This is a genomic window from Delftia acidovorans NBRC 14950, from assembly GCF_001598795.1.
In the GTDB taxonomy this organism is placed as follows: Bacteria; Pseudomonadota; Gammaproteobacteria; order Burkholderiales; family Burkholderiaceae_C; genus Comamonas; species Comamonas acidovorans.
On sequence record NZ_BCZP01000003.1, the window covers coordinates 325,096 to 348,139 of the forward strand.

A 23,044-nucleotide genomic window follows, 5' to 3' on the forward strand; every position below is an offset into this window, starting at 1 on the left:
GAGAGAAAAAATGAAAGCGTCAGGAGCCCGGGTAGAAGGGCTTGCCCAGCGAGGCCGGCATGTTGGCACGGATCCAGGCCGGATTGCGCGAGATCAGCACCAGCACGACGATGGTCGCCAGGTAGGGCAGCATGGACAGCAGCTGGCTGGCCACCTGCACGCCCGTGGCCTGCAGGTGGAACTGCAGCATGGTCACGCCGCCGAACAGGTAGGCGCCCAGCAGCACGCGCGCAGGGCGCCAGGTGGCAAAGGTGGTCAGCGCCAGCGCGATCCAGCCCCGGCCCGACACCATGCCCTCCACCCACAGCGGCGTGTAGACGGTGGAGATGTAGGCGCCGGCCAGCCCGCACATGGCGCCGCCGAAGACCACGGCCGCCAGGCGGATGCGGCGCACCGGGTAGCCCAGCGCATGGGCCGACTGGGGCGACTCACCCACGGCGCGCAGCACCAGGCCGGCCCGCGTGCGGTAGAGGAACCAGACCAGGGCCGCCGCAATGGCCACCGCGCCATAGACCAGCGGGTGCAGGCGGAACAGCGCCGTGCCGACCACGGGCAGGTCGGACAGCCAGGGCACGGCGAACTTGGGCAGTTCGGGCAGGCGCGCCTGCACATAGCCCAGGCCCAGGAAGGCCGAGAAGCCCGTGCCGAACAGCGACAGGGCGAGCCCCGTCGCGTACTGGTTGGTGTTCAGCCAGATTACCAGCACGCCGAAGATGGCGGCCAGCAGCGCGCCCGCGCCCATGCCGGCCAGAAAGCCCACGGTGGTGCTGCCCGTGTGGACCACGGCGGCAAAGCCCGCAATGGCGGCGCACAGCATCATCCCCTCGGCACCCAGGTTGACGATGCCGGCCTTTTCATTGATCAGCAGGCCCAGCGCAGCCAGCGCCAGCACGGTGCCGGCGCTGAGCGTGGAGCCCAGCAGCAGTGCATAGGATTCCATCAGCGGGCCTCCTTGACTGCAGGCGCCGCTGCGGGCGGGACCACGGGCGTGCGGGACACCCAGCGCACGCGGTAGGCCACCAGCGTGTCGCAGGCCAGCAGCGTGAACAGCAGCAGGCCCTGGAACACGCCGGTCAGCGCCTTGGGCAGGCCCAGGCGCGACTGGGCGAGTTCGCCCCCGATATAGAACATGCTCATGAGAATCGCGGAAAAGATCATGCCCACGGGATGCAGGCGGCCGACGAAGGCCACGATGATGGCGGCAAAGCCGTAGCCAGCCGGGACATAAGGCGTGAGCTGGCCCAGCGGGCCGGCCACTTCCAGCGCACCGGCCAGGCCGGCGGCGGCGCCCGAGATCAGCAGCGCCGTCCACAGCGCGCGGCGCGAGGAAAAGCCCGCGTAGCGCGCAGCAGCCGGGGCCAGGCCACCGACCTGCAGCGCAAAGCCGGCGCGGGTGCGGAACAGGAAGACCCACAGCATGGCCGCCGCAGCCAGCGCCAGCAGCAGCCCGATGTTGGTGCGCATGCCCTGCATGAGCTTGGGGATCTGCGTGACGCGCTCGAAGGTCTTGGTCTGCGGGAAGTTGTAGCCCATAGGGTCCTTCCACGGCCCGTAGACCAGAAAACCCAGCACCAGGGTGGCCACGTAGACCAGCATCAGGCTGACCAGGATTTCATTGGCATTGAAGCGGTCGCGCAGCAGGGCCACGATGCCTGCCCAGACCATGCCGCCCAGCATACCGGCCACCAGGATGGCGGGCACGATCCACGGCCCCGTGGTCTTGTCCGCCAGCAGCGCCACGCCGCCTGCGGCCACGGCGCCGATCACGAACTGGCCTTCGGCACCGATGTTCCACACATTGGAGCGAAAGCACACGGCCAGTCCCAGCGCGATCAGCAGCAGCGGCGTGGCCTTGACGGCTAGCTCGCCCAGCGCATAGGTGGACTTGACGGGGTCCCAGAAGAAGGCCTGCAGGCCGCGCACCGGGTCCTTGCCCAGCATCACGAACAGGCACACGCCGATCAGCACCGTAATGGCCAGCGCCAGCACGGGCGAACCGTAGGTCCACAGCCTGGAGGCCTGGGGGCGTTGCTCAAGCTTGAACATGGGCGCCTCCCCTGGCGGCATTCTGGGAGGCGTTCGGGGCGGCAGCACCGTCCCACAGGCCGCTCATCCACTCGCCGATCTGCTGCACGGTGGCATCGGCCCGCGCCACCGAGGGCGACAGCCGGCCCTTGGCCACCACATGCAGGCGGTCACATATTTCGAACAATTCGTCCAACTCCTCGCTGAGCACCAGCACGGCGCAGCCCTCGTCACGCAATTGCAGGATGGCGCCGCGGATCTGCGCGGCCGCCCCCACGTCCACCCCCCAGGTAGGCTGGGAGATGATGAGCAGCTTGGGCCTGGCATCGATCTCGCGGCCCACGATGAATTTCTGCAGGTTGCCGCCCGACAGCGACTGCGCAGCCGCGTTGGGGCCACCGGCCTTGACGTTGAAGCGCGCGATGATGGCGCGCGCCTGCTCCTGCAACTGGCCCATGCGGATCCAGCCGCCCGCGCCCAGCGCGGTCTTGCGCGTCAGCAGCAGGTTGTGCGCCAGGCCCATGCTGGGCACGGCACCGCGGCCAAGACGCTCCTCCGGCACGAAGTGCAGGCCCAGCGCACGGCGCCGGCCGGGGCCCAGGCGCCCCGCCTCCCGGCCAGCAATCTGCACCATTTCGGGCGCTGCGCGCGTGTCCTCGCCGGACAGGGCGTACAGCAATTCCTTCTGGCCATTGCCCGAGACACCGGCGATGCCCACGACTTCGCCCGCGCGCACATCGAGCTGGATGCCATGCAGGTCCACGCCGAAGGGCTCCGAGCGCGGCAGCGCCAGGCCCTGCACGCGCAGCACGCTGGCGCCGACCTGGGATTCGCGGTGCGTGAGCTCGGGCGGCTCCGAGCCGATCATCAGCCGCGACAGCGAGGCATTGCTCTCCACGGCCGGGTTGCACACGCCGGTCACCTGCCCGCCGCGCAGCACGGTACAGGCCGTGCACAGCGAACGGATCTCGTGCAGCTTGTGGCTGATGTAGAGGATGGAGCAGCCCTCGGACGCCAGGCGGCGCAGTACCACGAAGAGCTTTTCCACCGCCTGCGGCGTGAGCACCGAGGTGGGCTCGTCAAGAATGAGCACGCGCGGGTGCGTGAGCAGGGCGCGGATGATTTCCACGCGCTGCATCTCGCCCACGCTCAGCGTGTGCACGGGGCGGTGGGGATCGACCTCCAGCCCGTAGTCATGCGCCGTGGACTCGATGCGCTTCACCACCTCGGCCAGCGGCAGGCTCTTGTCCAGGCCCAGCCAGACGTTCTCGGCCACGGACAGCGTGTCGAACAGGCTGAAATGCTGGAACACCATGGCGATGCCCAGCTGGCGCGCCTCCTGCGGGTTGCGGATGTGGACCGGCTTGCCATCGACCTCGATGCGGCCTTCGTCGGGCTTGACGGCGCCGTAGATGATCTTCATCAGCGTGGACTTGCCGGCACCGTTCTCACCCAGGATGGCATGCACTTCGCCGGCGCCCACGGTCAGCGAAATACCGTTGTTGGCCACCACCGCCGGATAGCGCTTGGTGATGCCTGTCAGCTGCAGCCGGGGCGGTGCGGCGGCTGGCAGGGGGACTGTATCGGGGGGATTCATGGCTGGGATTGTCTTTCAATTTCTGCAACAAACTGGAACACAAGTCCTTGAAACCGCCTCGGCGGCCCTCATATCGACCACCACTTTGTTCACCAAAAAGGCGGTTCCTGCCGCCATCGCCTAGCGGGCACGGGACATCAGGGCCACATGCCGCACGGCGTCGCGCAGCCAGCGCGTGGAGGCGCCCATGTGCGTGCGGGCGTGCCACAGCTGGTAGTACACCAGCGGCGCGAACTCCACCGGGCAGGGCAGGATCACCAGGGGCAGGCGCTGGCTGAAGCGCTCGCAGAACAGCCGCCCCGTGGTCAGCACCAGCAAGCTGGTGGCCACGATGTCGGGGATCAGGCTGAAATGCGCGCAGCGCGCCGCCACCTGGCGCTGCAGGCCCATGCGGGACAGCTGGTCGTCGATCACGCCGCGCGCGCCCGGATAGGTGGGCGTGGGCGCAATGTGCTCGGCCTCCAGCCACTGGGCCACGTCCCAGCCGCGGCGCACGGCCGGGTGCTGGGGGCTGACCAGGCAAACCACCTCGTCCTCGAACAGGCTGGCCATGTGCAGGCCCTGCGGCGGCTCGGGCCAGTTGCCGATCACCACGTCCACATCGCCCTGGGCCAGTTGCACCTCGTAGTGCGCGTCGCCGTTGAGGGCCAGGATGTCCACGGGGCAGCCGGGCGCCTCGGTCTTGAGATGGGCCACCAGGCGCGGCAGGAACAGCGGGTCCAGGTAGTCGCTGGCGGCGATGCGGAAGGTGCGCGTGGAGGTACGGGGATCGAAATGGCGCGCATCGCTGAACAGGCCCTCGGCCGCGCGCAGGATGTCGGCGGCCGGCTGCACCATGCGCAGCCCGGCCTCGGTGGGCTGCATGTGCGCGCCCGAGCGCACCAGCAGCGAATCGCCGGCCAGGTCGCGCAGGCGCTTGAGCGCGGCGGACACCGCCGGCTGGTGCATGCCCAGGCGCAATGCGGCACGCGAGACGCTGCGCTCGGTCAGCACCGTGTGCAGCACCCGTATCAGGTGCAGATCAATCTTGTCGAACAGGGCCTGGTCGCGCATGTAGCGAAGCAATCAGCGAAAAAAAGAGCGGTCGCGCCGGGGACGCGCCGCAGGTCATGGGGAGCCCGCAGCGTAACCCAGCCATGACCCCCGCCAGCTAGATACAAGCACCAAGAATGCCCTGGGCAGAGGCGGTTAAACACTTGTGCACGCAGCACATGCAATATGCGAGCCAGTCGCCGGCAAATCATTGTCCAAACCTATACAGACTTGAAGACTGTTAGCGTGATTCAATGAAATCGCTTCAAAAGGAAGTGGATTGCAGGAGACAAGACGATGAAACAGCCAACCCCTTTTTCGGGCATGGTGGCCGCAGCCACGCTCGCCAGTGTGCTGACCGCCTGCGGCGGCAGCGGTGACTCAGGCCTGGGTGTCATCGAGATACGCAGCCTGTCCAACCGGGCCGACATGATCAGCGACGGCAATGCCTATATTGAAATTGTGCTGCCCAAGGGCAGCCCGCCCGGTGCGCTGAAGGTGGCGCTCAATGGCACGGATGTCACCGCCCGGTTCGCCCAGCGCGCCAATGGCCGGATTCTGGGCCGGGTCGAGGGATTGAAGGTGGGCGCCAACACCCTCACCGCCACGGCGGCCGGCAGCGCGAGGGCACGGCTGGACATCACCAACCATGGCCGGGGCGATCCCATCTTCGCCGGGCCGCAGACCGCGCCGTGGATCTGCGCCACGCGCAATGGCGCGCAAGCCACCGTTTCCGTGCCCGGCACGGCACTGTCGGCGACCGTGACCACGCGCGTCAGCGGTCTCGATACCGATCCGGTGGATGTCCAGTGCAATACCAGGACCCAGTACACCTACTACTACATGCCCAAGGCCAGGCAAGGCAGCGCCTGCACGATGGGTCCGGCAGGCGCCACGCCCTGCCATGTGGCCTACGACCCATCGCAGCGCCCGGCCGACAGCGAGATCGCCGACTTCACCAACGACCGCGGAGATACGGTCAAGCACCTGCTGCGCATGGAAACTGGCGTCATGGGCCGCGGCACCTTCCAGATCCTGGCCTACCATGACCCCGCGCAGGCCTGGACGCCCTGGGAGCCGCAAAAGGGATGGAACGGCAAGGTGCTGTGGCGATTCGGCGCAGCCGCTTCCGGCAATCGCTTCCAGGAGCCGGCGGTCAACCTCCTCGACCAGTTCAGCGGCAGCCTGCCGTTCGACCCCAACGCGCTCGCGGCAGGCCACATGGTCGTGAAAGCCATGCTGACCAACCACCTGCACAACAACAATGAGTTGCTGGCCGCCGAGAACATGATGCGAATCAAGGAGCATCTGATCGAGAACTACGGCGAAGTGCGCTACACCATGGGCGACGGCGACTCGGGTGGCTCCATGATGCAGACAGTGATCGCCTCCGCCATGCCGGGTCTGCTGCAGGGCATACAGACGGGGCTGAGCTATCCCGATGCGGTGTCCACCTGGATGGAAACACGCGACTGCGGCCTGCTGTCCAGCTACTACAGGACCGCCGCAGGACAGGCACTGAGCGACACCGCGAAGGCCGCCATCAATGGCCATCCGGCCAGCTACTGCGACAAATGGGTAGGGAGCTTCATCGCCCCCCAGAACCCCCGGCTGCCCGACAACTGCGGCGTGGGCTTTCCCGCCTCCATCGTCTACGACCCGCGCACACGCGGCCAGGGCGTGCGCTGCTCGATCCACGACATGCTGGTCCCGGTGTTCGGGACGTTCAAGGACACCGACGGCCACACCAAGCCGCAGCTGCCTTATGACAACACGGGCCTGCAGTACGGACTCAAGGCACTGCAGTCGGGCGCCATCGACGCGGAGGCTTTCGTGCAGCTCAACGAAGGCATCGGCAGCTACACCAACGACATGGACTGGACCGGCGGCACTGCGTCCCGGCCGGCAGCCCGCGAGCGGGCCGTGGCCAGCCTGCCGCCCAGGCTCTACAGCAGTGGCCTCACCAGCAACGGCAGGAACCTGTCCCAGGTGGCCATCATTGACCTGCGGCCCGAGGGCGGCAGCGACATCCACATGACCTGGCGCAGCCTGCAGCAACGCGCGCGGCTGGATGCCGCCAACGGCCACCATGACAACCATGTGATCCGTGCCAGCAAGGGTATGGTCCCGCTGCTGATCGCCCCGGCCATGCGACGCGAGGCCTTTGTCATGATGGACCGCTGGCTGACCGCCGTGGAGCGCGACACCACCGGCGCTGCGCTGGCACAGAAAGTGGTGCGCAACAGGCCTTCGGATGTCAGGGATGGATGCATCGCCGCAACGGGAGCCGTCCCTTCGGATCTGGACAAAGTCCTGGCCCTGGACGACCCAGCCTGTCCCCTCAAGCCGACCCTGTCACCACGCCAGGTGGCCGGAGGTCCGCTCGCGGAGGACATCTACCAGTGCCAGCTCAAGCCCCTTTCGTTCACCAGCCCGGAGTACGCCGGCATCACCTTCAGCCCGGCCCAGCAAAAGCGCCTTGCCGCAGTGTTTGCGGCAGGAGTGTGCGACTGGAGCCAGGCCGGAAGGGGCCAGAGCCAGGAGGCGGCCTTCCTGACCGATTTCAGTGCCGGCCCGGCGGGCACCAAGGCCGGGCCTGCGCCGGTCTCGCGCAACGATTGAGTTGCACCCTGCGCGAAGTCCCGCAGGGGTCCGGGGGCCGGTGATCAGGGTTTGCAGCGTGCCAATTCATGCAATGAAGCAGCAGACTTTCATTGAAGATTCGCATCAAGCACCATGCCCCCGCCCACGATCAACGCCGTCCTCAAGTCCGCGCCCTTTGCGCCCCACCTGAGCAGGGCCCACCTGCTCAGGTTGCGGCGGGAGGTGCTGTTGCGGCACATACCGGCCGGCACCCCGCTTTGCCACAAGACGCACCGGGCCGGCCACTGGGCCGGCGTCGTCCAGGGAGCGGTCAAGATCCATGCGCTGTCGCCTACCGGGCGCAGCACCACGCTGGCCACCTTTACCCCGGGTTGCTGGTTCGGCGAGGGCACACTGCTCAAGCACGAATGCTGGCCGTTCGACGCGACGGCGATCGAGGATACGCTGGTGGCGCTGATGCCGGCCAGCACCTTTCACTGGCTGCTGGAGCGCAGCCTCGGCTTCAACCGCTTCCTGCTGGACCAGCTCAATGCGCGCCTGGGCCAGTTCATCGGCCGCTGCGAGCATGCGCGGCTGCACCATTCCAGCCGCCATGTGGCGCACTGCATCTCGGAGCTGACCGATTCGAGGCTGTATCCGGACACCGGCAACCGGCACCTGGGCATGTCGCAGGAGGAGTTGGCCAGCCTGGCCGGCGTGTCGCGCCAGATCGTCAATCGCACCCTGGGGGAGCTGGAGGACATCGGAGCGGTCCGCGTCTCCTATGGGGCATTGACACTGATCGATCCCGAAGGACTGCGGCGCTTCAGCGAATCCTTCGAGTGAGGCACGGCCCCGGCGCTCAGGCGGCCTCCAGCACCTCGACGCGGTTGCGGCCCTTGCGCTTGGCCGCATAGCAGGCCATGTCGGCCGAGCGCAGCGCGCTGCTGACCGTGTGCTGGCGGGCATCGAGCACCACCATGCCGACGCTGACACCCATCAGGTAGCGCTGGCCCTCGTGCGCGCCTTCCCAGTCCTGCACGGCCATGCACAGGCTTTGCGCCAGCAGCATGCCCTGCTCCGCCGAGGTGCCCGCCAGCAGCACGGCGAATTCATCACCGCCCAGGCGCGCCACCCAGCCCAGCGGCCGGACCACGCTGTCTATCAGCCGGGCCATGTGGCACAGCACCTCGTCGCCCGCCGCATGGCCGCCCTGCTGGTTGACGTGGGCGAAGTGGTCCAGGTCCAGGAACAGGATCACGCCATGCTGCGGCAGGCCGACGGCCTCCTCCTCCGCCTCTTCCTCCGCCTCTTGCGCCTCCTCGATCGTGGCGACGGCGGTGTTGTCGCTGTGCTGCAAGGCGGATTCACCCTGCTGCAGCGCCTCGGCCGGCAGGCGCTGGGCGGCACTGCATTCCTGCAGCCATTCATGCAGGCGCATGGCAAAGGCCTCGCGGTTGGGCAGCAGGGTCAGCGGATCGTGCATGGCCTTCCAGCCCGGCTGCTCGCGCACCAGTCGCTGCATGGTCACGTCCTCGACCACCCAGACCAGGGTGGGGTCTGCCGGCACCACGGCGCGCGGCTCCAGGCCGCGCTGCAGGCGCTGCAGGCTCTGGCCGTGCAGGCGCACCCAGATGGGGCGGCCGTCCTTGCGGACAAAGCACTGCTCGCTGTCGAACTGGCCGTACATGTCCAGGTCCTTGCGCACGCGCTCCAGCAATTGGATGTGCGCCGCGTCGGAGGCGCACAGCTGGCGTATCGCCTGCCCCTGCAGCTCGCGCGGCGGATAGCCGAGCATGCGCGCGGCCTGCAGGCCCACCAGCTCCAGATGCGCCGACCGCGTGACCACCAGGCCCACGGGCGCGTAGTCCATCAGCGTCTGCAGCTGCAGTTGCAGCCGGCCGACCTCGTGCGCCTGCTCCTGCCCCATCTGCCCCAGGCGATGCAGGGCCTGCCACAGCGTGGAGGCTTCGCCCCAGGCATGAGTCCAGGGCATGCGCCAGCCGCCTTCCTCGGCATGGCCCGGCTCGGGTTCGGGCGCGGGATCGGGCTCCTCGGCCATGAGTCTTCCCTGGCTCGCCAGCCATTGGCGTGCAGTGCGGTGCAGGGCCGCCATGGGTTCGGTGACCAGGATCAGCAGCAGGACCAGCAGGCCAGCGACACCGACCACGGCGGCCAGCAGCCACCACAGCACGCGCGGCGCCAGGCTGGGCGCGATGGCTTCCTCGGGGGTGATCCTGACCACCAGCCACTGCGGCAGCGGCATGCCTGCCGTCGTCACCAGGTAGCCCGCGCGCCGCTGGGTGTCGGGGCCCACCTGCACTGCGCCGGCCGCGGGGTCCTGCAGCCAGTCCGCGCCCAGGCCGGGCTCGGCCTCGGCACGCGCCGACCAGCGCGAGGGGTCGGAATGGGCCAGGATCTGCCCGTCGCGCTGCATGACCAGCAGGCGCCCGCCGGAGCGCGAGGGATCGATGCTGGGCGGCAGCAGGGCCTGGGCGGACATGCGCACGCCGGCCGACAGCACGCCGCTGACCGTGCCGTTGCCGGTGCGCAGCGGCACGGCGTACAGCAACTCCATCATTCCGGGATCAGCCCCCTTGCGCACCATGGTGGAGACTACGGGCCGGCCATCGGCCAGGCTGCGCCGCATCACGTCGCGCACGCCTTCGTCCAGATCGACCAGGGGCTCGGAACGGCCGCCCCGCAGGCTGAGCTGCAACTGGCCACGCGCGTCGGCCAGTTGCAGGGTGTCGAACAGCCGCACGGATGCGTCTCCGCGCAGCATCTCGCCCATCAGCCGGCTCGGGTCGCTGCCCTGGTCTGCAATGCCCTGGGCCAGCACCCACAGCAGGCGCTGCTGCTGCTCCAGCCGAGCGGCCAGCATGCGCGCCATGGTATCGACCTCGTCGGCCTGCCGGGCCATGGCGCGCTCCAGCGTCTGCTGGCGCATGTTGTGCGAGACCCACCAGGCACTGCCAAGGCCCGCCAGCAGCACGGCCGCAGCGGCCAGCGCCAGCACCGTGCAGCGCATGGCGCCCCAGCCTGTGGCCGCGCGCGGCCGCGAGGGTGAATCCGGCAGCTGCGGAGCATCCTGGGATGCCAGCAGTGCCTGGAAAAAGGGAGATCGGCGGGCGTCCAGTGACATGACGCCATCAATATATGCAGGCCCGAAATCCGTCCCACTGGGTGGAACCCGCGAACCAGTGGATACCCCGCCCCGCAAGGCCCGGCGCTTGCAGGCCGGCACCCGTCAGCGGCGTGGGAATCAGCCTACTGCGAGCACTTCGAGGGCCGCCGGCTTGGGCAGATCGATGACATTGCCCCGGCCCGCGATGAGCCCGTGCTCACGCAACTGGCACAGCACGCGCGAGAAGGTCTCGGGCGCAATGCCGAGCTGGGCGGCGATGAGCCGCTTGCGCAGGTGCAGCGTCACGCGCAGGCCACCAGCCTCGTGCGGCATGGCATGGCGCAGCAGCCACTGGGCGCAGCGCGCCTCGGCGTCCTTGGACAGGCGGCTCACCGCCAGCTCGGTCTGCGCGCAGTAGGCCTGGGCCATGTCCTGCAGCAGTTGCTGGGCGGGCGAAGGCAGCTGCGAGACGGCCTTCAGGAAGTCGGCCTGGGGCAGTTGCTGCACGCGGACATCGCTGTCGGCCAGCATGTCCAGGCTGCTGCCGCGCCGCTGCAGCACAAAGGCCGCGTCCAGCCAGGCAGGCCCCTCCACGACACCGAGCTGGTGGCGCATCTGCCCACCCTGGCCTATGCCCAGGAGCACGCGACCGCGCTCCAGATACATCACCGTATCCGGCGACTGCCGACGCAGCCTGAGCCAGGTACCCGCGGCCAACACCTGGGCGGAACCCGGCGCGAAGGCGAAAGCTTGCAAGGAAGACAGGGCGAACATGCATGCAACTTTGCCGGCTTTGCTCCCGCCGCGTTTTGAGCCATGTCAATCCACCGCCAGCACACCGGTCCGCAGGCGGCATACTTGTCACAAGAATGTCACCAGTGAAACGTAATGTATCCAACTGAAAAGTTGAGCCCATGATCGATCCCCAGATGCTCGCCAGCCTGCCCGCTGCCGCGGCCGTGCTCTCCGCCGCCGTGCGGTCAGGCGCAGGCCCCGTGGCGCAGCTCATGCGCGCGGGCGGCCTGTACTGCGTCTTCCAGCCGCTGGCCGACTTGCGCAGCGGCAGCATCTATGCGCATGAGGCGCTGATCCGCGGCCCCCGGGGCATGTCGTTGCACACGCCCGACGCCCTGCTCAAGGGCGCAGCGGCCGAGGGCATTCTTCGGGAATTCGAGCTGCTGGCGGTCTGCGTGGCGCTGCAGGACTGGGGCCGGCAGAGTGCGCCGGGCCGGCTGTTCGTCAACCTCAGCGCCCAGGCGCTGGTGCAGGCCGTGGGGGTCTGCGGCCCCGGCATGGTCGGGGACACGGTGCGCAGCTTCGGCGTGCAGGCCCGCTCCATGGTGGTGGAGATCACCGAACACGACCATGTGACCGACATGCCCGCCGTCTGCGCCGCCGTGAAGGCCGTGCATGCCACGGGCGCGCGCCTGGCGCTGGATGACTTTGGCGACGGCCGCTCCAGCCTGCGCCTGTGGTCCGAGGCCAAGCCCGACTTCGTCAAGATCGACAAATACTTCATCCACCAGATCGAGCAGCGCCCGGCCACGCTGCAGCTGCTGCAGGCCATCAAGGGCATTGCCGAGGTCTTCGGCACCACGCTGATCGCCGAAGGCATAGAGACCGAGGATGAGCTGCGCACCCTGCGCGACCTGGGCATTCCGTATGGCCAGGGCTGGCTGCTGGGCCGCCCTGCCGAAACCGCCCAGCCCCAGATCAGCACGCAGGCGCGCAGCGTGGCGCAGGACCCGCGCGTGGCCGTGCTGCCCCACCAGGGCCACAGCGCCCGCCCGGGCGTGCTGCGCAACCTGATGGTGATGCAGGCGCCCTGCGTGATGCCTGCGGCCAGCAACGACGAGGTGGCCGAGCTGTTCCAGGCCGGGCAGCAGCTGCATGCCATTGCCGTCGTGGAGGCCGGCCGGCCGCTGGCGCTCATCAACCGCCAGCAGTTCATGAACCACTACGCCACGCTGTACTTCCGCGAGGTGCACGGGCGCAAGCCCTGCCTGGCCTTTGCCAACGTGCAGCCGCGCATCGTGGAGCTCGATTGCGATGTGGACCAGCTTGTGGGCATCCTGACCTCGCAGGACCAGCGCTACCTGAGCGACGGCTTCATCGTCACCGACAACGGCCGCTATGTGGGCCTGGGCACGGGCGAGCAGCTGGTGCGCCGCGTGACCGAGGCCCGCATCGAGGCCGCGCGCCACGCCAACCCGCTGACCTTCCTGCCCGGCAACATCCCCATCAGCCTGCACATGCAGCGACTGCTGGACAGCGGCGCCGGCTTCGTGGCCTGCTACGCCGACCTCAACCACTTCAAGCCCTTCAACGACCACTACGGCTACTGGCGCGGCGACCAGATGATCCGCCTGGTGGCGCGGCTGGCCGTGGCGCACTGCGATGCGCGGCGCGACTTCGTGGGCCACGTGGGCGGGGACGACTTCATGCTGCTGCTGCAAAGCGAAGACTGGCAGCGGCGCTGCGAGGACATCGTCGGCGCCTTCGCAGGCGAGGCGCGCCAGCTGTTCGACGACCAGGCGCGCGAGGCCGGAGGCATCTGGGCCGAGGACCGCCACGGCATCCGGCGATTCTTTGCCTGCACCACGCTGTCCATCGGCGTGGTGCGCGTCACGCCGGGCAGCGTGCTGGCGCCCGAGGACATTGCCAACCTGGCGGCCCTGGCCAAGCAGCAGGCCAAGGCGCAAAGCCTGCCGGGGCGCGGCGCCATCGCGCTGCACACGCCGCGCGATGAAGCGCGGCGCCAGGCCCTGCACGGCACCGCAGCGGCCTGGCCTGCCTGAAACAGAAAGCCCGCAGGCTCTTGCGAGGCTGCGGGCTGGTGGCTGGCCGCCGAACGCTGACAGCAAACGCCGACAGCGTCTGGGCGCGGCCCAGCGATCAATTCACCGATGCACCAGACTCGTACCAGCGCTTGACCATGCTGCGCTCGTCATCGTTCAGGGCACCCGGATTGCCAAAGGGCATCTTGCGCAGTTGCACCACCTGCTGGTAGATCTGCTGGGCGTGTGCCTTGACCTGCTCGGGCGAGTCCAGGCGCACATTCTTTTGCTGCAGGGCGGCACCGTGGCAGACCACGCAATGCTGCTGCAAGAAGGGCGCCATCTGGGCGTAGCCCACGGCGCCGTCGGCGGCGGGAGCAGCGGCCGCAACGGGTGCAGCAGCTTCGGCACCGGGCACCGCCGTCGCAGCGGGCTCGGCACCAGCAGGCGCCTGCACGGCAGCGGGAGCCGGTGCGGGGGCTGCGGCAGGCGCAGACACAGGGGCGGCGGCAGGCGCCGGTGCAGGCTTGAGCCAGACGGCCGTGCCGATCAGCACCAGCACGCCGACCAGGGCGTAGGGCCAGGGATGGGCATTGCGGCCCAGCTTGAAGCCGTGGCGCATCACGAAGAACTGGCGGATGGCAGCGCCCGCGAACATCATCAGGATCAGCACCAGCCAGTTCAGCTCATGGCTGTAGAGCCAGCCGTAGTGGTTGGACAGCATGGCGAACAGCACCGGCAGCGTGAAGTACGTGTTGTGCACGCTGCGCTGCTTGCCGCGCTTGCCGTGGATGGGGTCCACGGGCTGGCCTTCCTTCAGGGCCTTCACCACCGTGCGCTGGCCGGGGATGATCCAGAAGAACACGTTGGCGCTCATCGAGGTCGCCAGCATGGCGCCCATCAGCAGGAAGGCGGCCTGGCCCGGGAAGATGTGGCAGGCCAGGAAGGCCGCGATGCACACCAGCACCAGCACCATGGCGCCCACCGTGGCGTCGCCGTTCTTCTTCTGGCCGAAGACGCGGCAGATGCCGTCGTACAGCAGCCAGAACACGACCAGGAAGGCCAGGGCCGAGGCAATGGCCGCAGCCGAGCCCATGGCGTTGGGATCGGCCGGATTGACGAGGTAGATCTTGGCGTTCCACAGATACGACACCGTCAGCAGCGCAAAGCCGCTGAGCCAGGTGGTGTAGCTTTCCCAGTAGAACCAGTGCAGGTGGTCCGGCAGCTTGGGCGGGGAGACATTGAACTTGACGGGGTGGTAGAACCCACCGCCGTGCACGGCCCAGAGTTCGCCGCTGACGCCCTGCTTTTTGAGGTCGTCATCGACAGGCGGCGTCAGGCTGCTGTCGAGGAAGACGAAATAGAAGGAGGAACCGACCCAAGCGATGGCCGTAATGACGTGGAGCCACCGCAACAGCAGGTTGGCCCAGTCGAGAATGTAGCTTTCCATAGCTCTCAACCTTGGCAGCGTGGGGGCCGCCGGTGTTCAACCTGCTCACCACTGCGGGCGCTCTGAGCAGAAGAAAAAGGCCGCGCACCCGGTAGATATACCGCCGGTGCACCGCTGCGACCATTTCGTAGACACAAAGTGTATGCAATTTTTCGATAGCCAGCCGGCTTGCGCGACATCAATTCACTAGAGATTTCCCTGATTCTGCGCGGGCGCGGCGCTGCGCCGCTGCAGCAGCTGCGCCGCCACGGCCACCGCAATCACCTCAGGCTCCTTGCCCTTGATGCCGGGCACGCCGATGGGGCATGTCACATGGTCCAGCTCCGCATCGCTGAAACCACGCTCGCGCAGCCTGCGCCGGAAGGTGGCCCATTTGGTGGCGCTGCCGATCAGGCCCACATAGGGCAGGTCGCCGTGCTGGCGCTGGCGGCTCAGGCATTGGGCGACCACCTCCAGGTCCTCGGCATGGCTGAAGCTCATGATCAGCACCTGGGAGCCGGTGGGCAGGTCGGCCACGGCGGACTGCACGGGATCGGAGTATTCACACTGCACGAGCTCGTGCTCCTCCTCGGGGAAGACCGAATCGCGGCTGTCCACCCACATCACGCGGTAGGGAAGATTGCACAGCAGGCGCACCAGCGCATGGCCGACGTGGCCTGCGCCGAACAGCGCCACGCAGTCGCGTGGCGGTTGCAGCCGCTCGCGCAGCATGTCCATGCGGCCCTGGGGCACCAGCACGAACCTCAGCATCACCACGCCGCCGCAGCACTGGCCCAGGCTGGGGCCCAGCGGATAGCGGTGCTGGTGCTCGGCGAGGGCGGGACCGGCCTGCCCAGGCTGTCCGGGCAATCCGGCCTGAAGGGCAGCGTCGCGCAGCAGGCTGCGCGCGCGGTCGATGGCGTCGAACTCCAGGTGCCCGCCGCCAATGGTGCCGGCCACGCGGTCGGCAAACACGGCCATCCAGGCGCCGCGCTCGCGCGGCACCGAGCCGCGCGACTCCATTACCTCGACCCAGCACAGCGGCCCCTGCGCAAGGCCCTGCTCGACTTTCTTGAACGTGTCACTCCACATGGGCGCACCTGACAGCCCGTCGTGGCGCCTGCGGGCTTCGTTGGAATTTGTTGCGGGATTTTCCGCTGCGGCACTTGAGTTTTGCGCTCCGACTGCCGGTGCCGCAGCGTTTCAGGATACGCTCGCAATCATGCCCGATTCCCCCGATTCCTCTCAGCACAGTTCCGTGCAAAAGCCACTTTCCGGCCGTCCCTGGCTGTGGGCGGGACTGATGGCCGCCATTGCCTCCCTGGTCACGGCCTGCAAGTCGCCACCCGGCCCCGGCCCGCGCCCCGACGAGGCCACCTCCAGCGCACAGCTGCAGTACCGCAAGGTGGCAGCCAACCATCTGTACGCGCGCAATGCCGAGCGCATCTACAAGGGCCAATTGCCGCCCATGCTCTACGCGATCGGCGTGCTGCAGGTGCAGATCGACCGCAACGGCCAGGTCCAGCGCCTGCACTGGATGCGCGCGCCCAGCCATGCCCCCGAAGTGGTGAGCGAGATCGAGCGCCTGGTGCGCGCCGCCGCGCCCTTCCCCGCCCCGGCCGGCGCCGCCCGCATCACCTATACCGATACCTGGCTCTGGGACAAGTCCGGCCGCTTCCAGCTCGACACGCTGACCGAAGGCCAGCTCTGAGCCTCAGCACGGTTCAGGCAGATTCACGCGGCTGGCCGTCGGCAAAGCTCCTGGCGCTTCTGAGCAGGCAGGTCACGGCATACAGCACCAGGTCGTCCGGGGCATCGTCGTTCACGCGGTTGATGACCTCGATGGCATAGCCCAGGTCCTGCGACATCTGCGGCAGCACGCCTGCCGAGCGGTCGCCGGCCTGCAGGCCGGCCACGGCCTGGTCAGCGCTGGCGTGGTAGCCACGCAGCAAATCACGCGCGGCAAACACCATGGCCGAGCCGGCGCGTTCGGCATGCAGCTCCAGCACGCCCAGGGCTGCGCCCATGTGGCACAGCGCATCGACCGCCAGTACCTCCTGGTGCTGTGGTGAGTATCTTCGGTGACTGCGGCCCGATGGGTTGACTGTCTTCATGGCTCCCCTTGCGCGGGACCGTGCTGGTCCCGAAGCAACAATACCTTTCAGGTCCCTTGCAGTCAATACCTTTCCGGTCCATGATTGCCGGCGATGAAACAGACCGATCCTCAGTACAAGCTGCGCCTGCCGCAGGAACTCAAGGACCTCGTCGAGGAGGCAGCCAAGCGCACCGGCCGTTCCATGAACGCCGAAGTCGTGGCCCGGCTGCAGACCACGTTCGAGGCCCCTCTGCTCGGCCGCCTGTCGGCCGCGACGGACCCTGCGCTGGAATGCGAGGAGCCCGTGAGCATCTACGACATCAAGATGAGCGCCGAAGCCGTGGAGCGCATCGAAAAGCGCCTCGAACGCATAGAGCAGGCCGTGCTCCCGCCCGCTGCGCCGGGCAGCGCCAATGAAGACGGCGCCGCTGGCGCCGACTGAGACGACCGCACAAAGAAAAACCGGCCCGCAGGCCGGTTTCGTTCAAAGGCCCCTCAGGGCCTGGATCACTCGACCACTTTGGTGATCTTCGAGCCCTGCAGCGACACGCCGGCTTCCAGGCCTGCATTGGTCAGCACATAGCTGGTCACGGGGCCCTGGGCGGTCGTGGTGTCCACGCTGCCATTGGCGCCCACCTTGCCTGCAGCCACCGTGGCATCGGCGCCCACGGACCAGCCGTCGCTGGCCAGGAACTTGTCCAGCGCTTCCTGGGTGTTGAACACATAGATCACAGCCTTGGACTGGCCACCGGCCTGCCAGCCCACCGAGGCGCCGGTCGTGCTGTAGTAGCCCTTGTTCTGGCCGCCGACGCGCAGCACGCCGCGGCCATGCTCGACACCGATGACGAAGCTGCCGCCGATCACCGAGGGGAAGATCAGCACGCCCTTGGAGCGGGCCACCATTTCCTTGGAGCCTGGCGCCGTCTGGTACAGCCGCTCCAGCGCGGCGTTGGCGCGCGCATTGACGGTGGTGGCATCAGCGCGCGGCGCGGACTGGGTTTCCGGCTTGGTGGTGGTGCAGCCGACCATGGCAATGCTGCCGGCCGCCAGTGCAGTGGCCATCACGACGGTACGCAAAGAAAACTGACGCATGGGAAAACCTGCCTTTCTTGATTGGACGTTTTGGGGAGACCCCATCGGTTCATTGGATTGATCACCTTGCCTCCCGGTCCCGGGCACCCCTTCCAGTGCTCGCAAACCGTTTCTGAGACAGGCTGGGGATGATGCTAGGCCGCTTTGCGGTACTTGTGATGAGACATGTCACAAGTTGCGCCATAGGACTACAGGCCCGCAGGAAATGTCTGAAAATCCCGTGCCGGGCCGCCACAGCCGACACCTAAAGCGCGCTGATGCCAGAATGCACCCACAGCAACACCCGGCCCACCGGGCCTATCCACACCGAGGGAGTTCATGAAGTTCTGGAGCCACTTTCACCATCCCCAGGCAGCCATGGTGCTGCTGCGCGTCACGCTCGCGGTCCTGTTGCTTTTTCACGGCTGGGCCAAGCTGCGCTACGGCATAGGCAGCATCGAGCGCATGGTGGAGTCCACGGGCGCACCGGGCTGGCTGGCCTATGCGGTCTATCTGGGTGAGGTGGTGGCGCCGCTGCTGCTGCTGGTGGGCCTGTGGGTGGTGCCTGCGGCGCTGGTGATTGCGATCAACATGGTCGTGGCCTTTGCGCTGGTGCACACGGGCCAGGTGATGCAGCTGCACAGCTCGGGAGGCTGGGCGCTGGAGCTGCAGGCCTTCTTCTTCATCACGGCCCTGGTCGTGGCCATGGGGCACGCCAAGGGCAAGTAGCCTGCCTTCTTGCAGAGACAGGAACAGAAACAAGAGCAGGAACGGCCCGCAATGCGGGCCGTTCTTCGTTTCAGGGCTCACTCCAGGCCATCCCCCGACAGCCTGCCTGCAACAGGGCTCAGGAGCCCCGGTACGTGGAATAACTCCAGGGGCTGACCAGCAGGGGCACGTGGTAGTGCTGGTCGGCATGGGCCACGCCGAAGTCCAGGCTCACCTTGTTGAGGAAGTTGGGCTCGGGCAGTTGCACGCCACGGGCCTTGAAGTAGGCCGCCACGTCGAAGGTCAGGCGGTAGGTGCCGGTCCTGAGGCTGTTGTTGTCGAACAGCGGCGCATCGGTACGGCCGTCGTGGTTGAGCACCAGGCTCTTGATCAGCGTGGCCTGGTCGCCATCGGTGGAATACAGCGCGACAGCCATGCCGGCTGCGGGGCAGCCATTCATGGTGTCGAGGACGTGGGTGCTCAGGCCCATGGAAATCTCCTGTGCGGCGGGAGCTGGCCCGCCCGGTTGTCATTGGTTGGTCAATGCACGGAGCGCGGCGCGCGACAGCACTCGCGGCCCTGCCCTGCATTCGCAAAGTGTATACAGTTTTTGTACGCCCTTGAAGGGCGTTGCACGGCCGACGCCTAGGCAGATACCCGCACTTTCGGCGCCCGGGCCGGCGCGCGGGGAGGCTGCCGACGCCATGCTTCTACACTGTGGTCCGCCGCCGCCCTGGCCGCAGGACCCTCCGGCCAGCGCGCACAGGGCGGCACAGGACTCGCGCTCTTTTTCCACTGTTCCACTGTTTCATCTGCCAAGGAGATACCGATGCAACTTCGCTCCCCCTTGCTTGCAACCAGCCTGGCGCTGGCCATTGCCAGCCTGGCCGCCTGCAGCAGCACGCAGCCGCCCGCGGCTTCGGCGGCGCCAGCCCCCGTGGCCGCAGCGCCTGCCCCGGCAGCGGCGCCCATCACGCAGAGCAACGCGGCCCAGGCCGCCAGCGCCGCCTATGACTTCGACATGGATGTGTTCCATCCCGTCGTGGGCAGGAGCGGCATGGTGGCCAGCGAGCAGGAGCTGGCCTCGCGCATCGGCCTGCAGATCCTGAAGTCCGGCGGCAATGCGGTGGACGCCGCCGTGGCCATGGGCTTTGCGCTGGCCGTGGCCCTGCCCAACGCAGGCAACATCGGCGGCGGCGGCTTCATGGTGGTGCATGACGCCAAGAGCGGCAAGAACATTGCGCTGGACTTCCGCGAGGTCGCGCCCTCCAAGGCCACGCGCGACATGTACGTGGGTGCGGATGGCAAGGTCATCGATGGCAAATCGCTCTACACCCACTACGCCGTGGGCGTGCCCGGCACCGTGGCCGGCATGGAGCATGCGCTGAAGAAATGGGGATCGCTGCCTTTGTCCACGGTGATTGCGCCGGCCGCAAAGCTGGCCGACAAGGGCTTCCCCGTCAGCGAGACCCTGGCCCAGATCCTGGAACAGGAAAAGAAGAACATGGGCCAGTGGCCCGCCACCCAGGCCATCTTCTGGCGCAACGGCGAGCCCCTCAAGCGTGGCGACCGCCTGGTGCAAAAGGACCTGGCGCAGTCGCTGCGCCTGATCGGCCAGCAGGGCTCCAAGGTGTTCTACGAAGGCTCCATCGCCCGCAAGATCGCGGCCGAGATGGCGCCGCATGCAGGCGCCCTCTCGCTGCAGGACCTCAAGAGCTACAAGGTCGCCGAGCGCGAGCCACTGCGCGGCACCTACCGCGGCTACGAGATCGTGACCATGCCGCCTCCGTCCTCCGGCGGCGCCCACCTGATCCAGATCCTCAACATGATGGAACGCTGGCCCATGAACCAGTGGGGCGTCAACAGCGCGCAGAGCATCCACTACATGGCGGAAAGCATGAAGCTGGCCTATGCCGACCGTGCCGAATACCTGGGTGATCCCGACTTCGTGACCGTGCCGCTCAAGGGCCTGACCTCCAAGCGCTATGCCGAGGCACTGGCCGCCGGCATCGACCCCTACCAGGCGCGCGCCGGCAAGGACATCCGGCCCGGCAAGCCCCAGCCCTACGAGAGCGACCAGACCACGCACTACTCGGTGGTGGACAAGGCGGGCAACGCCGTGGCCGTGACCTATACGCTGAACACCAACTTCGGCAGCGGCATCGTGGCCAAGGGCACGGGCATCCTGCTCAACAACGAGATGGACGATTTCTCGGCCAAGCCCGGAGTGGCCAACGCGTATGGACTGGTCGGCGGCGATGCCAACGCGGTGGCCGCAGGCAAGCGCCCGCTGTCGTCGATGACGCCGACCATGGTGCTCAAGGGCGGCAAGCCCGTGCTGGTCACCGGCAGCCCCGGCGGCGCACGCATCATCACCACCGTGCTGCAGACCGTGGTCAACACCATCGACTTCGGCATGAACCCGGCCGAGGCCGCCGCCACGCCGCGCTTTCACCACCAGTGGACGCCCGATGAGCTGCGCGTGGAAAAGGGCATCAGCCCCGACACCGTGGCCCTGCTCAAGTCGCGCGGCCACAACGTTGCCGTGAAGGCGTCGATGGGCCGCACCCAGACCATCGAGCTGCGCGATGGCATGCTCTACGGCGCCTCCGACCCGCGCAACCCCGACGGGCAGACACTGGGCTATTGAAGCAAGAAAAAGCCGCGCCCGTTGCCGAGCGCGGCTTTTCACAACAGGGCGGCGCAAGGCCGCCCTCCCACCAATCGTTGTCTCAAAGGCCGGCCATCAGTCCTGGACCTTCTGACCCACTTCGAAGTTGGCCTGGATCTCCAGCGCACGCACCATGCCCGAGTGGTCCCAGTTCGCGCCGCCGTGGGCCACGCAGCTGTTGAACAGCTCCTGGGCCTGGGCGGTGTTGGGCAGGGACACGCCGAGCTGGCGCGCGCTGCTCAGGGCCAGGTTCAGGTCCTTCTGGTGCAGCGAGATGCGGAAGCCCGGGTCGAACGTGCGCTTGATCATGCGCTCGGCATGTACTTCCAGGATCTTGGACGAGGCAAAGCCGCCCAGCAGCGCCTCGCGCACGCGGGCCGGGTCGGCACCGGCGCGCGACGCGAACAGCAGGGCCTCGGCCACGGCCTCGATGTTCAGCGCCACGATGATCTGGTTGGCCACCTTGGCGGTCTGGCCGTCGCCGTTGCCGCCCACCAGGGTGATGTTCTTGCCCAGGCGCTCGAACAGCGGCTTGACGCGCGCGAACACGTCCTCGGGGCCGCCGACCATGATGGACAGGGTGGCGTTCTTGGCACCCACCTCGCCGCCGGAGACCGGCGCATCCAGGTACTGGGCGCCGATGGCCTCGATGCGGCGAGCGAAGTCCTTGGTGGCCACGGGCGAGATGGAGCTCATGTCCACCACCACCTTGCCGCTGCTGCCCTTGAGGCCGGCGGCCACGCCGTCCTCGCCGAACAGCACCTTCTCGACATCGGGCGTGTCGGGCAGCATCAGGAAGATGATGTCGGCCCGCTCGGCCACGCCGCGCGCCGTGGTGCACTGGGTGGCGCTGCTCTCGGCGATCTGCGCGGGGATCTTGCCCAGGGTGTTCACGAACAGCTGGTGGCCGGCCGTGAGCAGGTGGCCCGCCATGGGCGCGCCCATGATGCCCAGGCCCACGAAACCAAGCTTGAGAGAGGATGCATTCATGCTGTGTACTCCTTGTCGTTTTTGAAAAGCTGAAAAAACTTTGGCGGCGCTCAGGCGGCGACTGCCGCGCGCACGCTGGTGTGGGCGTCCAGCCAGCCCAGGCCAGATTCGGTATCGCGCGCGGGCTTGTACTCGCAGCCCACCCAGCCCTGGTAGCCGATGCGGTCCAGGTGCGCGAACAGGAAGGGGTAGTTGATCTCGCCCGTGCCCGGCTCGTTGCGGCCCGGGTTGTCGGCCAGCTGCACATGGCCGATGCGCGCCAGGTGCTTTTGCAGCGTGGCCGCCAGCTCGCCCTCGGTGCGCTGCGCGTGGTAGATGTCGTACTGCACGAAGGCGTTGGGCGCGCCCACCTCGTCGAGGATGGACAGGGCCTCGTCCGTGCGGTTCAGGTAGAAGCCGGGAATGTCGAAGGGGTTGATGGGCTCGATCAGCAGGCGCAGATTGGCCGCGCTCAGCGCCGATGCGGCAAAGCGCAGGTTGTCCACGAAGGTGCGGCGCAGCAGCGCGGCATCGGCACCGGCAGGCGCCTTGCCGGCCAGGCAGTTGAGCTGGGGCACGCCCAGCGCATGGCCATAGGTCACGGCCTTGGCCACGCCGGCGCGGAACTCGTCCACGCGGTCGGGGTGGCAGGCAATGCCGCGCTCGCCCGCATCCCAGTCGCCGGCAGGCAGGTTGTGCAGCACGATCTGCAGGCCGTGGGCGTCCACGCGCTCCTTGATCTCTTCGACCGTATGGGCGTAGGGAAACAGGAATTCCACGGCCTCGAAGCCGGCGCGCGCCGCGCGCTCGAAGCGGTCGAGGAAGGGCACCTCGGTGAACAGCATGCTGAGGTTGGCAGCAAAACGGGGCATGTCAGAAGTCTCCGGTAGTCGTTTGGTGGGTTGGGAGCGGCAGGGCACGCAGGGTGCCCCGCCGATAGAAAAAGCAGTGCAGTGCAAT

At 67.7% G+C, this 23,044-nt stretch carries 20 protein-coding genes; 7 read left to right on the top strand and 13 right to left on the bottom strand.

Annotation, left to right across the window (positions count from 1 at the left end; all coding sequences use genetic code 11):
* Positions 1-19 precede the first annotated feature (19 nt).
* The 4 genes from DA1_RS05880 to DA1_RS05895 form a co-directional block, all read right to left on the bottom strand.
* Positions 20-940, bottom strand: coding sequence for an ABC transporter permease (locus tag DA1_RS05880; protein WP_016452615.1), 921 nt, complete (start codon positions 938-940; stop codon positions 20-22).
* Positions 940-2,046, bottom strand: a complete 1,107-nt coding sequence (locus DA1_RS05885) for an ABC transporter permease (protein ID WP_034398274.1) — start codon at positions 2,044-2,046, stop codon at positions 940-942. Before DA1_RS05885 ends, DA1_RS05880 begins: the two co-directional genes overlap by 1 nt.
* The gene (locus DA1_RS05890; protein WP_034391134.1) at positions 2,033-3,622 is read right to left on the bottom strand and encodes an ABC transporter ATP-binding protein; all 1,590 of its coding nucleotides are present in this window, start codon (positions 3,620-3,622) and stop codon (positions 2,033-2,035) included. Before DA1_RS05890 ends, DA1_RS05885 begins: the two co-directional genes overlap by 14 nt.
* 120 nt (positions 3,623-3,742) lie before the next feature.
* Positions 3,743-4,675 carry a LysR family transcriptional regulator gene (locus tag DA1_RS05895; RefSeq protein ID WP_012204057.1) on the bottom strand — a complete coding sequence of 311 codons (933 nt, stop codon included), beginning with the start codon at positions 4,673-4,675 and terminating at the stop codon, positions 3,743-3,745.
* 276 nt (positions 4,676-4,951) lie between these two features.
* Here DA1_RS05895 and DA1_RS05900 point away from each other — a divergent pair, with 276 nt between their 5' ends.
* Entirely contained in the window at positions 4,952-7,276 is a 2,325-nt protein-coding gene (locus DA1_RS05900; RefSeq protein ID WP_034391132.1) for a DUF6351 family protein, read from the top strand.
* Positions 7,277-7,390: 114 nt separating this feature from the next.
* Positions 7,391-8,083 (top strand): Crp/Fnr family transcriptional regulator, encoded by a 693-nt coding sequence (locus tag DA1_RS05905; protein WP_034391130.1) that lies wholly within the window; start codon positions 7,391-7,393, stop codon positions 8,081-8,083.
* A gap of 16 nt (positions 8,084-8,099) precedes the next feature.
* Here the strand turns inward: DA1_RS05905 and DA1_RS05910 are convergent, their stop codons facing one another.
* Positions 8,100-10,382, bottom strand: a complete 2,283-nt coding sequence (locus DA1_RS05910; protein WP_034391128.1) for a sensor domain-containing diguanylate cyclase — start codon at positions 10,380-10,382, stop codon at positions 8,100-8,102.
* A 120-nt stretch (positions 10,383-10,502) separates the two neighbouring features.
* Positions 10,503-11,138 (bottom strand): Crp/Fnr family transcriptional regulator, encoded by a 636-nt coding sequence (locus DA1_RS05915; RefSeq protein WP_062794108.1) that lies wholly within the window; start codon positions 11,136-11,138, stop codon positions 10,503-10,505.
* Between the two features lie 140 nt (positions 11,139-11,278).
* Between DA1_RS05915 and DA1_RS05920 the strand changes: the two genes are divergently transcribed.
* Positions 11,279-13,162 (top strand): EAL domain-containing protein, encoded by a 1,884-nt coding sequence (locus DA1_RS05920; protein WP_034391126.1) that lies wholly within the window; start codon positions 11,279-11,281, stop codon positions 13,160-13,162.
* Between the two features lie 97 nt (positions 13,163-13,259).
* Here DA1_RS05920 and DA1_RS05925 read toward each other — a convergent pair whose 3' ends face one another.
* Together DA1_RS05925 and xdhC are read right to left on the bottom strand one after the other, a co-directional pair.
* Positions 13,260-14,591, bottom strand: a complete 1,332-nt coding sequence (locus tag DA1_RS05925; protein ID WP_034391122.1) for a urate hydroxylase PuuD — start codon at positions 14,589-14,591, stop codon at positions 13,260-13,262.
* 186 nt (positions 14,592-14,777) lie between these two features.
* Positions 14,778-15,662, bottom strand: coding sequence for a xanthine dehydrogenase accessory protein XdhC (gene xdhC, locus DA1_RS05930; RefSeq protein ID WP_034391120.1), 885 nt, complete (start codon positions 15,660-15,662; stop codon positions 14,778-14,780).
* Between the two features lie 130 nt (positions 15,663-15,792).
* Here xdhC and DA1_RS05935 point away from each other — a divergent pair, with 130 nt between their 5' ends.
* Positions 15,793-16,281, top strand: coding sequence for a hypothetical protein (locus tag DA1_RS05935; RefSeq protein WP_034391118.1), 489 nt, complete (start codon positions 15,793-15,795; stop codon positions 16,279-16,281).
* Positions 16,282-16,294: 13 nt separating this feature from the next.
* Here the strand turns inward: DA1_RS05935 and DA1_RS05940 are convergent, their stop codons facing one another.
* A complete protein-coding gene (locus tag DA1_RS05940; RefSeq protein WP_034391116.1) occupies positions 16,295-16,684 on the bottom strand; it encodes a hypothetical protein in 390 nt (129 codons plus the stop codon).
* Between the two features lie 93 nt (positions 16,685-16,777).
* On the opposite strand from DA1_RS05940, the gene DA1_RS05945 reads away from it, so the two are divergent.
* Positions 16,778-17,107, top strand: coding sequence for an Arc family DNA-binding protein (locus DA1_RS05945; protein ID WP_012204047.1), 330 nt, complete (start codon positions 16,778-16,780; stop codon positions 17,105-17,107).
* A 65-nt stretch (positions 17,108-17,172) separates the two neighbouring features.
* On the opposite strand, the gene DA1_RS05950 is transcribed toward DA1_RS05945, so the two are convergent.
* Positions 17,173-17,757, bottom strand: a complete 585-nt coding sequence (locus DA1_RS05950; RefSeq protein ID WP_012204046.1) for a BPSL1445 family SYLF domain-containing lipoprotein — start codon at positions 17,755-17,757, stop codon at positions 17,173-17,175.
* A gap of 318 nt (positions 17,758-18,075) precedes the next feature.
* Here DA1_RS05950 and DA1_RS05955 point away from each other — a divergent pair, with 318 nt between their 5' ends.
* Entirely contained in the window at positions 18,076-18,465 is a 390-nt protein-coding gene (locus DA1_RS05955; protein WP_034391114.1) for a DoxX family protein, read from the top strand.
* 118 nt (positions 18,466-18,583) lie between these two features.
* On the opposite strand, the gene uraH is transcribed toward DA1_RS05955, so the two are convergent.
* The gene (gene uraH / locus DA1_RS05960; RefSeq protein WP_012204044.1) at positions 18,584-18,934 is read right to left on the bottom strand and encodes a hydroxyisourate hydrolase; all 351 of its coding nucleotides are present in this window, start codon (positions 18,932-18,934) and stop codon (positions 18,584-18,586) included.
* A 339-nt stretch (positions 18,935-19,273) separates the two neighbouring features.
* Between uraH and ggt the strand changes: the two genes are divergently transcribed.
* The gene (gene ggt / locus DA1_RS05965; protein WP_034391111.1) at positions 19,274-21,094 is read left to right on the top strand and encodes a gamma-glutamyltransferase; all 1,821 of its coding nucleotides are present in this window, start codon (positions 19,274-19,276) and stop codon (positions 21,092-21,094) included.
* Positions 21,095-21,190: 96 nt separating this feature from the next.
* Here the strand turns inward: ggt and glxR are convergent, their stop codons facing one another.
* Together glxR and hyi are read right to left on the bottom strand one after the other, a co-directional pair.
* On the bottom strand, positions 21,191-22,105 hold the full coding sequence (gene glxR / locus DA1_RS05970) for a 2-hydroxy-3-oxopropionate reductase (protein WP_034391108.1): 915 nt from the start codon (positions 22,103-22,105) through the stop codon (positions 21,191-21,193).
* Positions 22,106-22,155: 50 nt separating this feature from the next.
* Positions 22,156-22,956 carry a hydroxypyruvate isomerase gene (gene hyi / locus DA1_RS05975; protein WP_012204041.1) on the bottom strand — a complete coding sequence of 267 codons (801 nt, stop codon included), beginning with the start codon at positions 22,954-22,956 and terminating at the stop codon, positions 22,156-22,158.
* Between the last annotated feature and the right edge of the window lie 88 nt (positions 22,957-23,044).

What these genes read in the sequence shown, in the direction of transcription:
- DA1_RS05880 (WP_016452615.1), bottom strand. Translation starts at nt 940, where the DNA reads ATGGAATCCTATGCACTGCTGCTGGGCTCCACGCTCAGCGCCGGCACC.
- DA1_RS05885 (WP_034398274.1), bottom strand. Translation starts at nt 2,046, where the DNA reads ATGTTCAAGCTTGAGCAACGCCCCCAGGCCTCCAGGCTGTGGACCTAC.
- DA1_RS05890 (WP_034391134.1), bottom strand. Translation starts at nt 3,622, where the DNA reads ATGAATCCCCCCGATACAGTCCCCCTGCCAGCCGCCGCACCGCCCCGG.
- DA1_RS05895 (WP_012204057.1), bottom strand. Translation starts at nt 4,675, where the DNA reads ATGCGCGACCAGGCCCTGTTCGACAAGATTGATCTGCACCTGATACGG.
- DA1_RS05900 (WP_034391132.1), top strand. Translation starts at nt 4,952, where the DNA reads ATGAAACAGCCAACCCCTTTTTCGGGCATGGTGGCCGCAGCCACGCTC.
- DA1_RS05905 (WP_034391130.1), top strand. Translation starts at nt 7,391, where the DNA reads ATGCCCCCGCCCACGATCAACGCCGTCCTCAAGTCCGCGCCCTTTGCG.
- DA1_RS05910 (WP_034391128.1), bottom strand. Translation starts at nt 10,382, where the DNA reads ATGTCACTGGACGCCCGCCGATCTCCCTTTTTCCAGGCACTGCTGGCA.
- DA1_RS05915 (WP_062794108.1), bottom strand. Translation starts at nt 11,138, where the DNA reads ATGTTCGCCCTGTCTTCCTTGCAAGCTTTCGCCTTCGCGCCGGGTTCC.
- DA1_RS05920 (WP_034391126.1), top strand. Translation starts at nt 11,279, where the DNA reads ATGATCGATCCCCAGATGCTCGCCAGCCTGCCCGCTGCCGCGGCCGTG.
- DA1_RS05925 (WP_034391122.1), bottom strand. Translation starts at nt 14,591, where the DNA reads ATGGAAAGCTACATTCTCGACTGGGCCAACCTGCTGTTGCGGTGGCTC.
- xdhC (WP_034391120.1), bottom strand. Translation starts at nt 15,662, where the DNA reads ATGTGGAGTGACACGTTCAAGAAAGTCGAGCAGGGCCTTGCGCAGGGG.
- DA1_RS05935 (WP_034391118.1), top strand. Translation starts at nt 15,793, where the DNA reads ATGCCCGATTCCCCCGATTCCTCTCAGCACAGTTCCGTGCAAAAGCCA.
- DA1_RS05940 (WP_034391116.1), bottom strand. Translation starts at nt 16,684, where the DNA reads ATGAAGACAGTCAACCCATCGGGCCGCAGTCACCGAAGATACTCACCA.
- DA1_RS05945 (WP_012204047.1), top strand. Translation starts at nt 16,778, where the DNA reads ATGAAACAGACCGATCCTCAGTACAAGCTGCGCCTGCCGCAGGAACTC.
- DA1_RS05950 (WP_012204046.1), bottom strand. Translation starts at nt 17,757, where the DNA reads ATGCGTCAGTTTTCTTTGCGTACCGTCGTGATGGCCACTGCACTGGCG.
- DA1_RS05955 (WP_034391114.1), top strand. Translation starts at nt 18,076, where the DNA reads ATGAAGTTCTGGAGCCACTTTCACCATCCCCAGGCAGCCATGGTGCTG.
- uraH (WP_012204044.1), bottom strand. Translation starts at nt 18,934, where the DNA reads ATGGGCCTGAGCACCCACGTCCTCGACACCATGAATGGCTGCCCCGCA.
- ggt (WP_034391111.1), top strand. Translation starts at nt 19,274, where the DNA reads ATGCAACTTCGCTCCCCCTTGCTTGCAACCAGCCTGGCGCTGGCCATT.
- glxR (WP_034391108.1), bottom strand. Translation starts at nt 22,105, where the DNA reads ATGAATGCATCCTCTCTCAAGCTTGGTTTCGTGGGCCTGGGCATCATG.
- hyi (WP_012204041.1), bottom strand. Translation starts at nt 22,956, where the DNA reads ATGCCCCGTTTTGCTGCCAACCTCAGCATGCTGTTCACCGAGGTGCCC.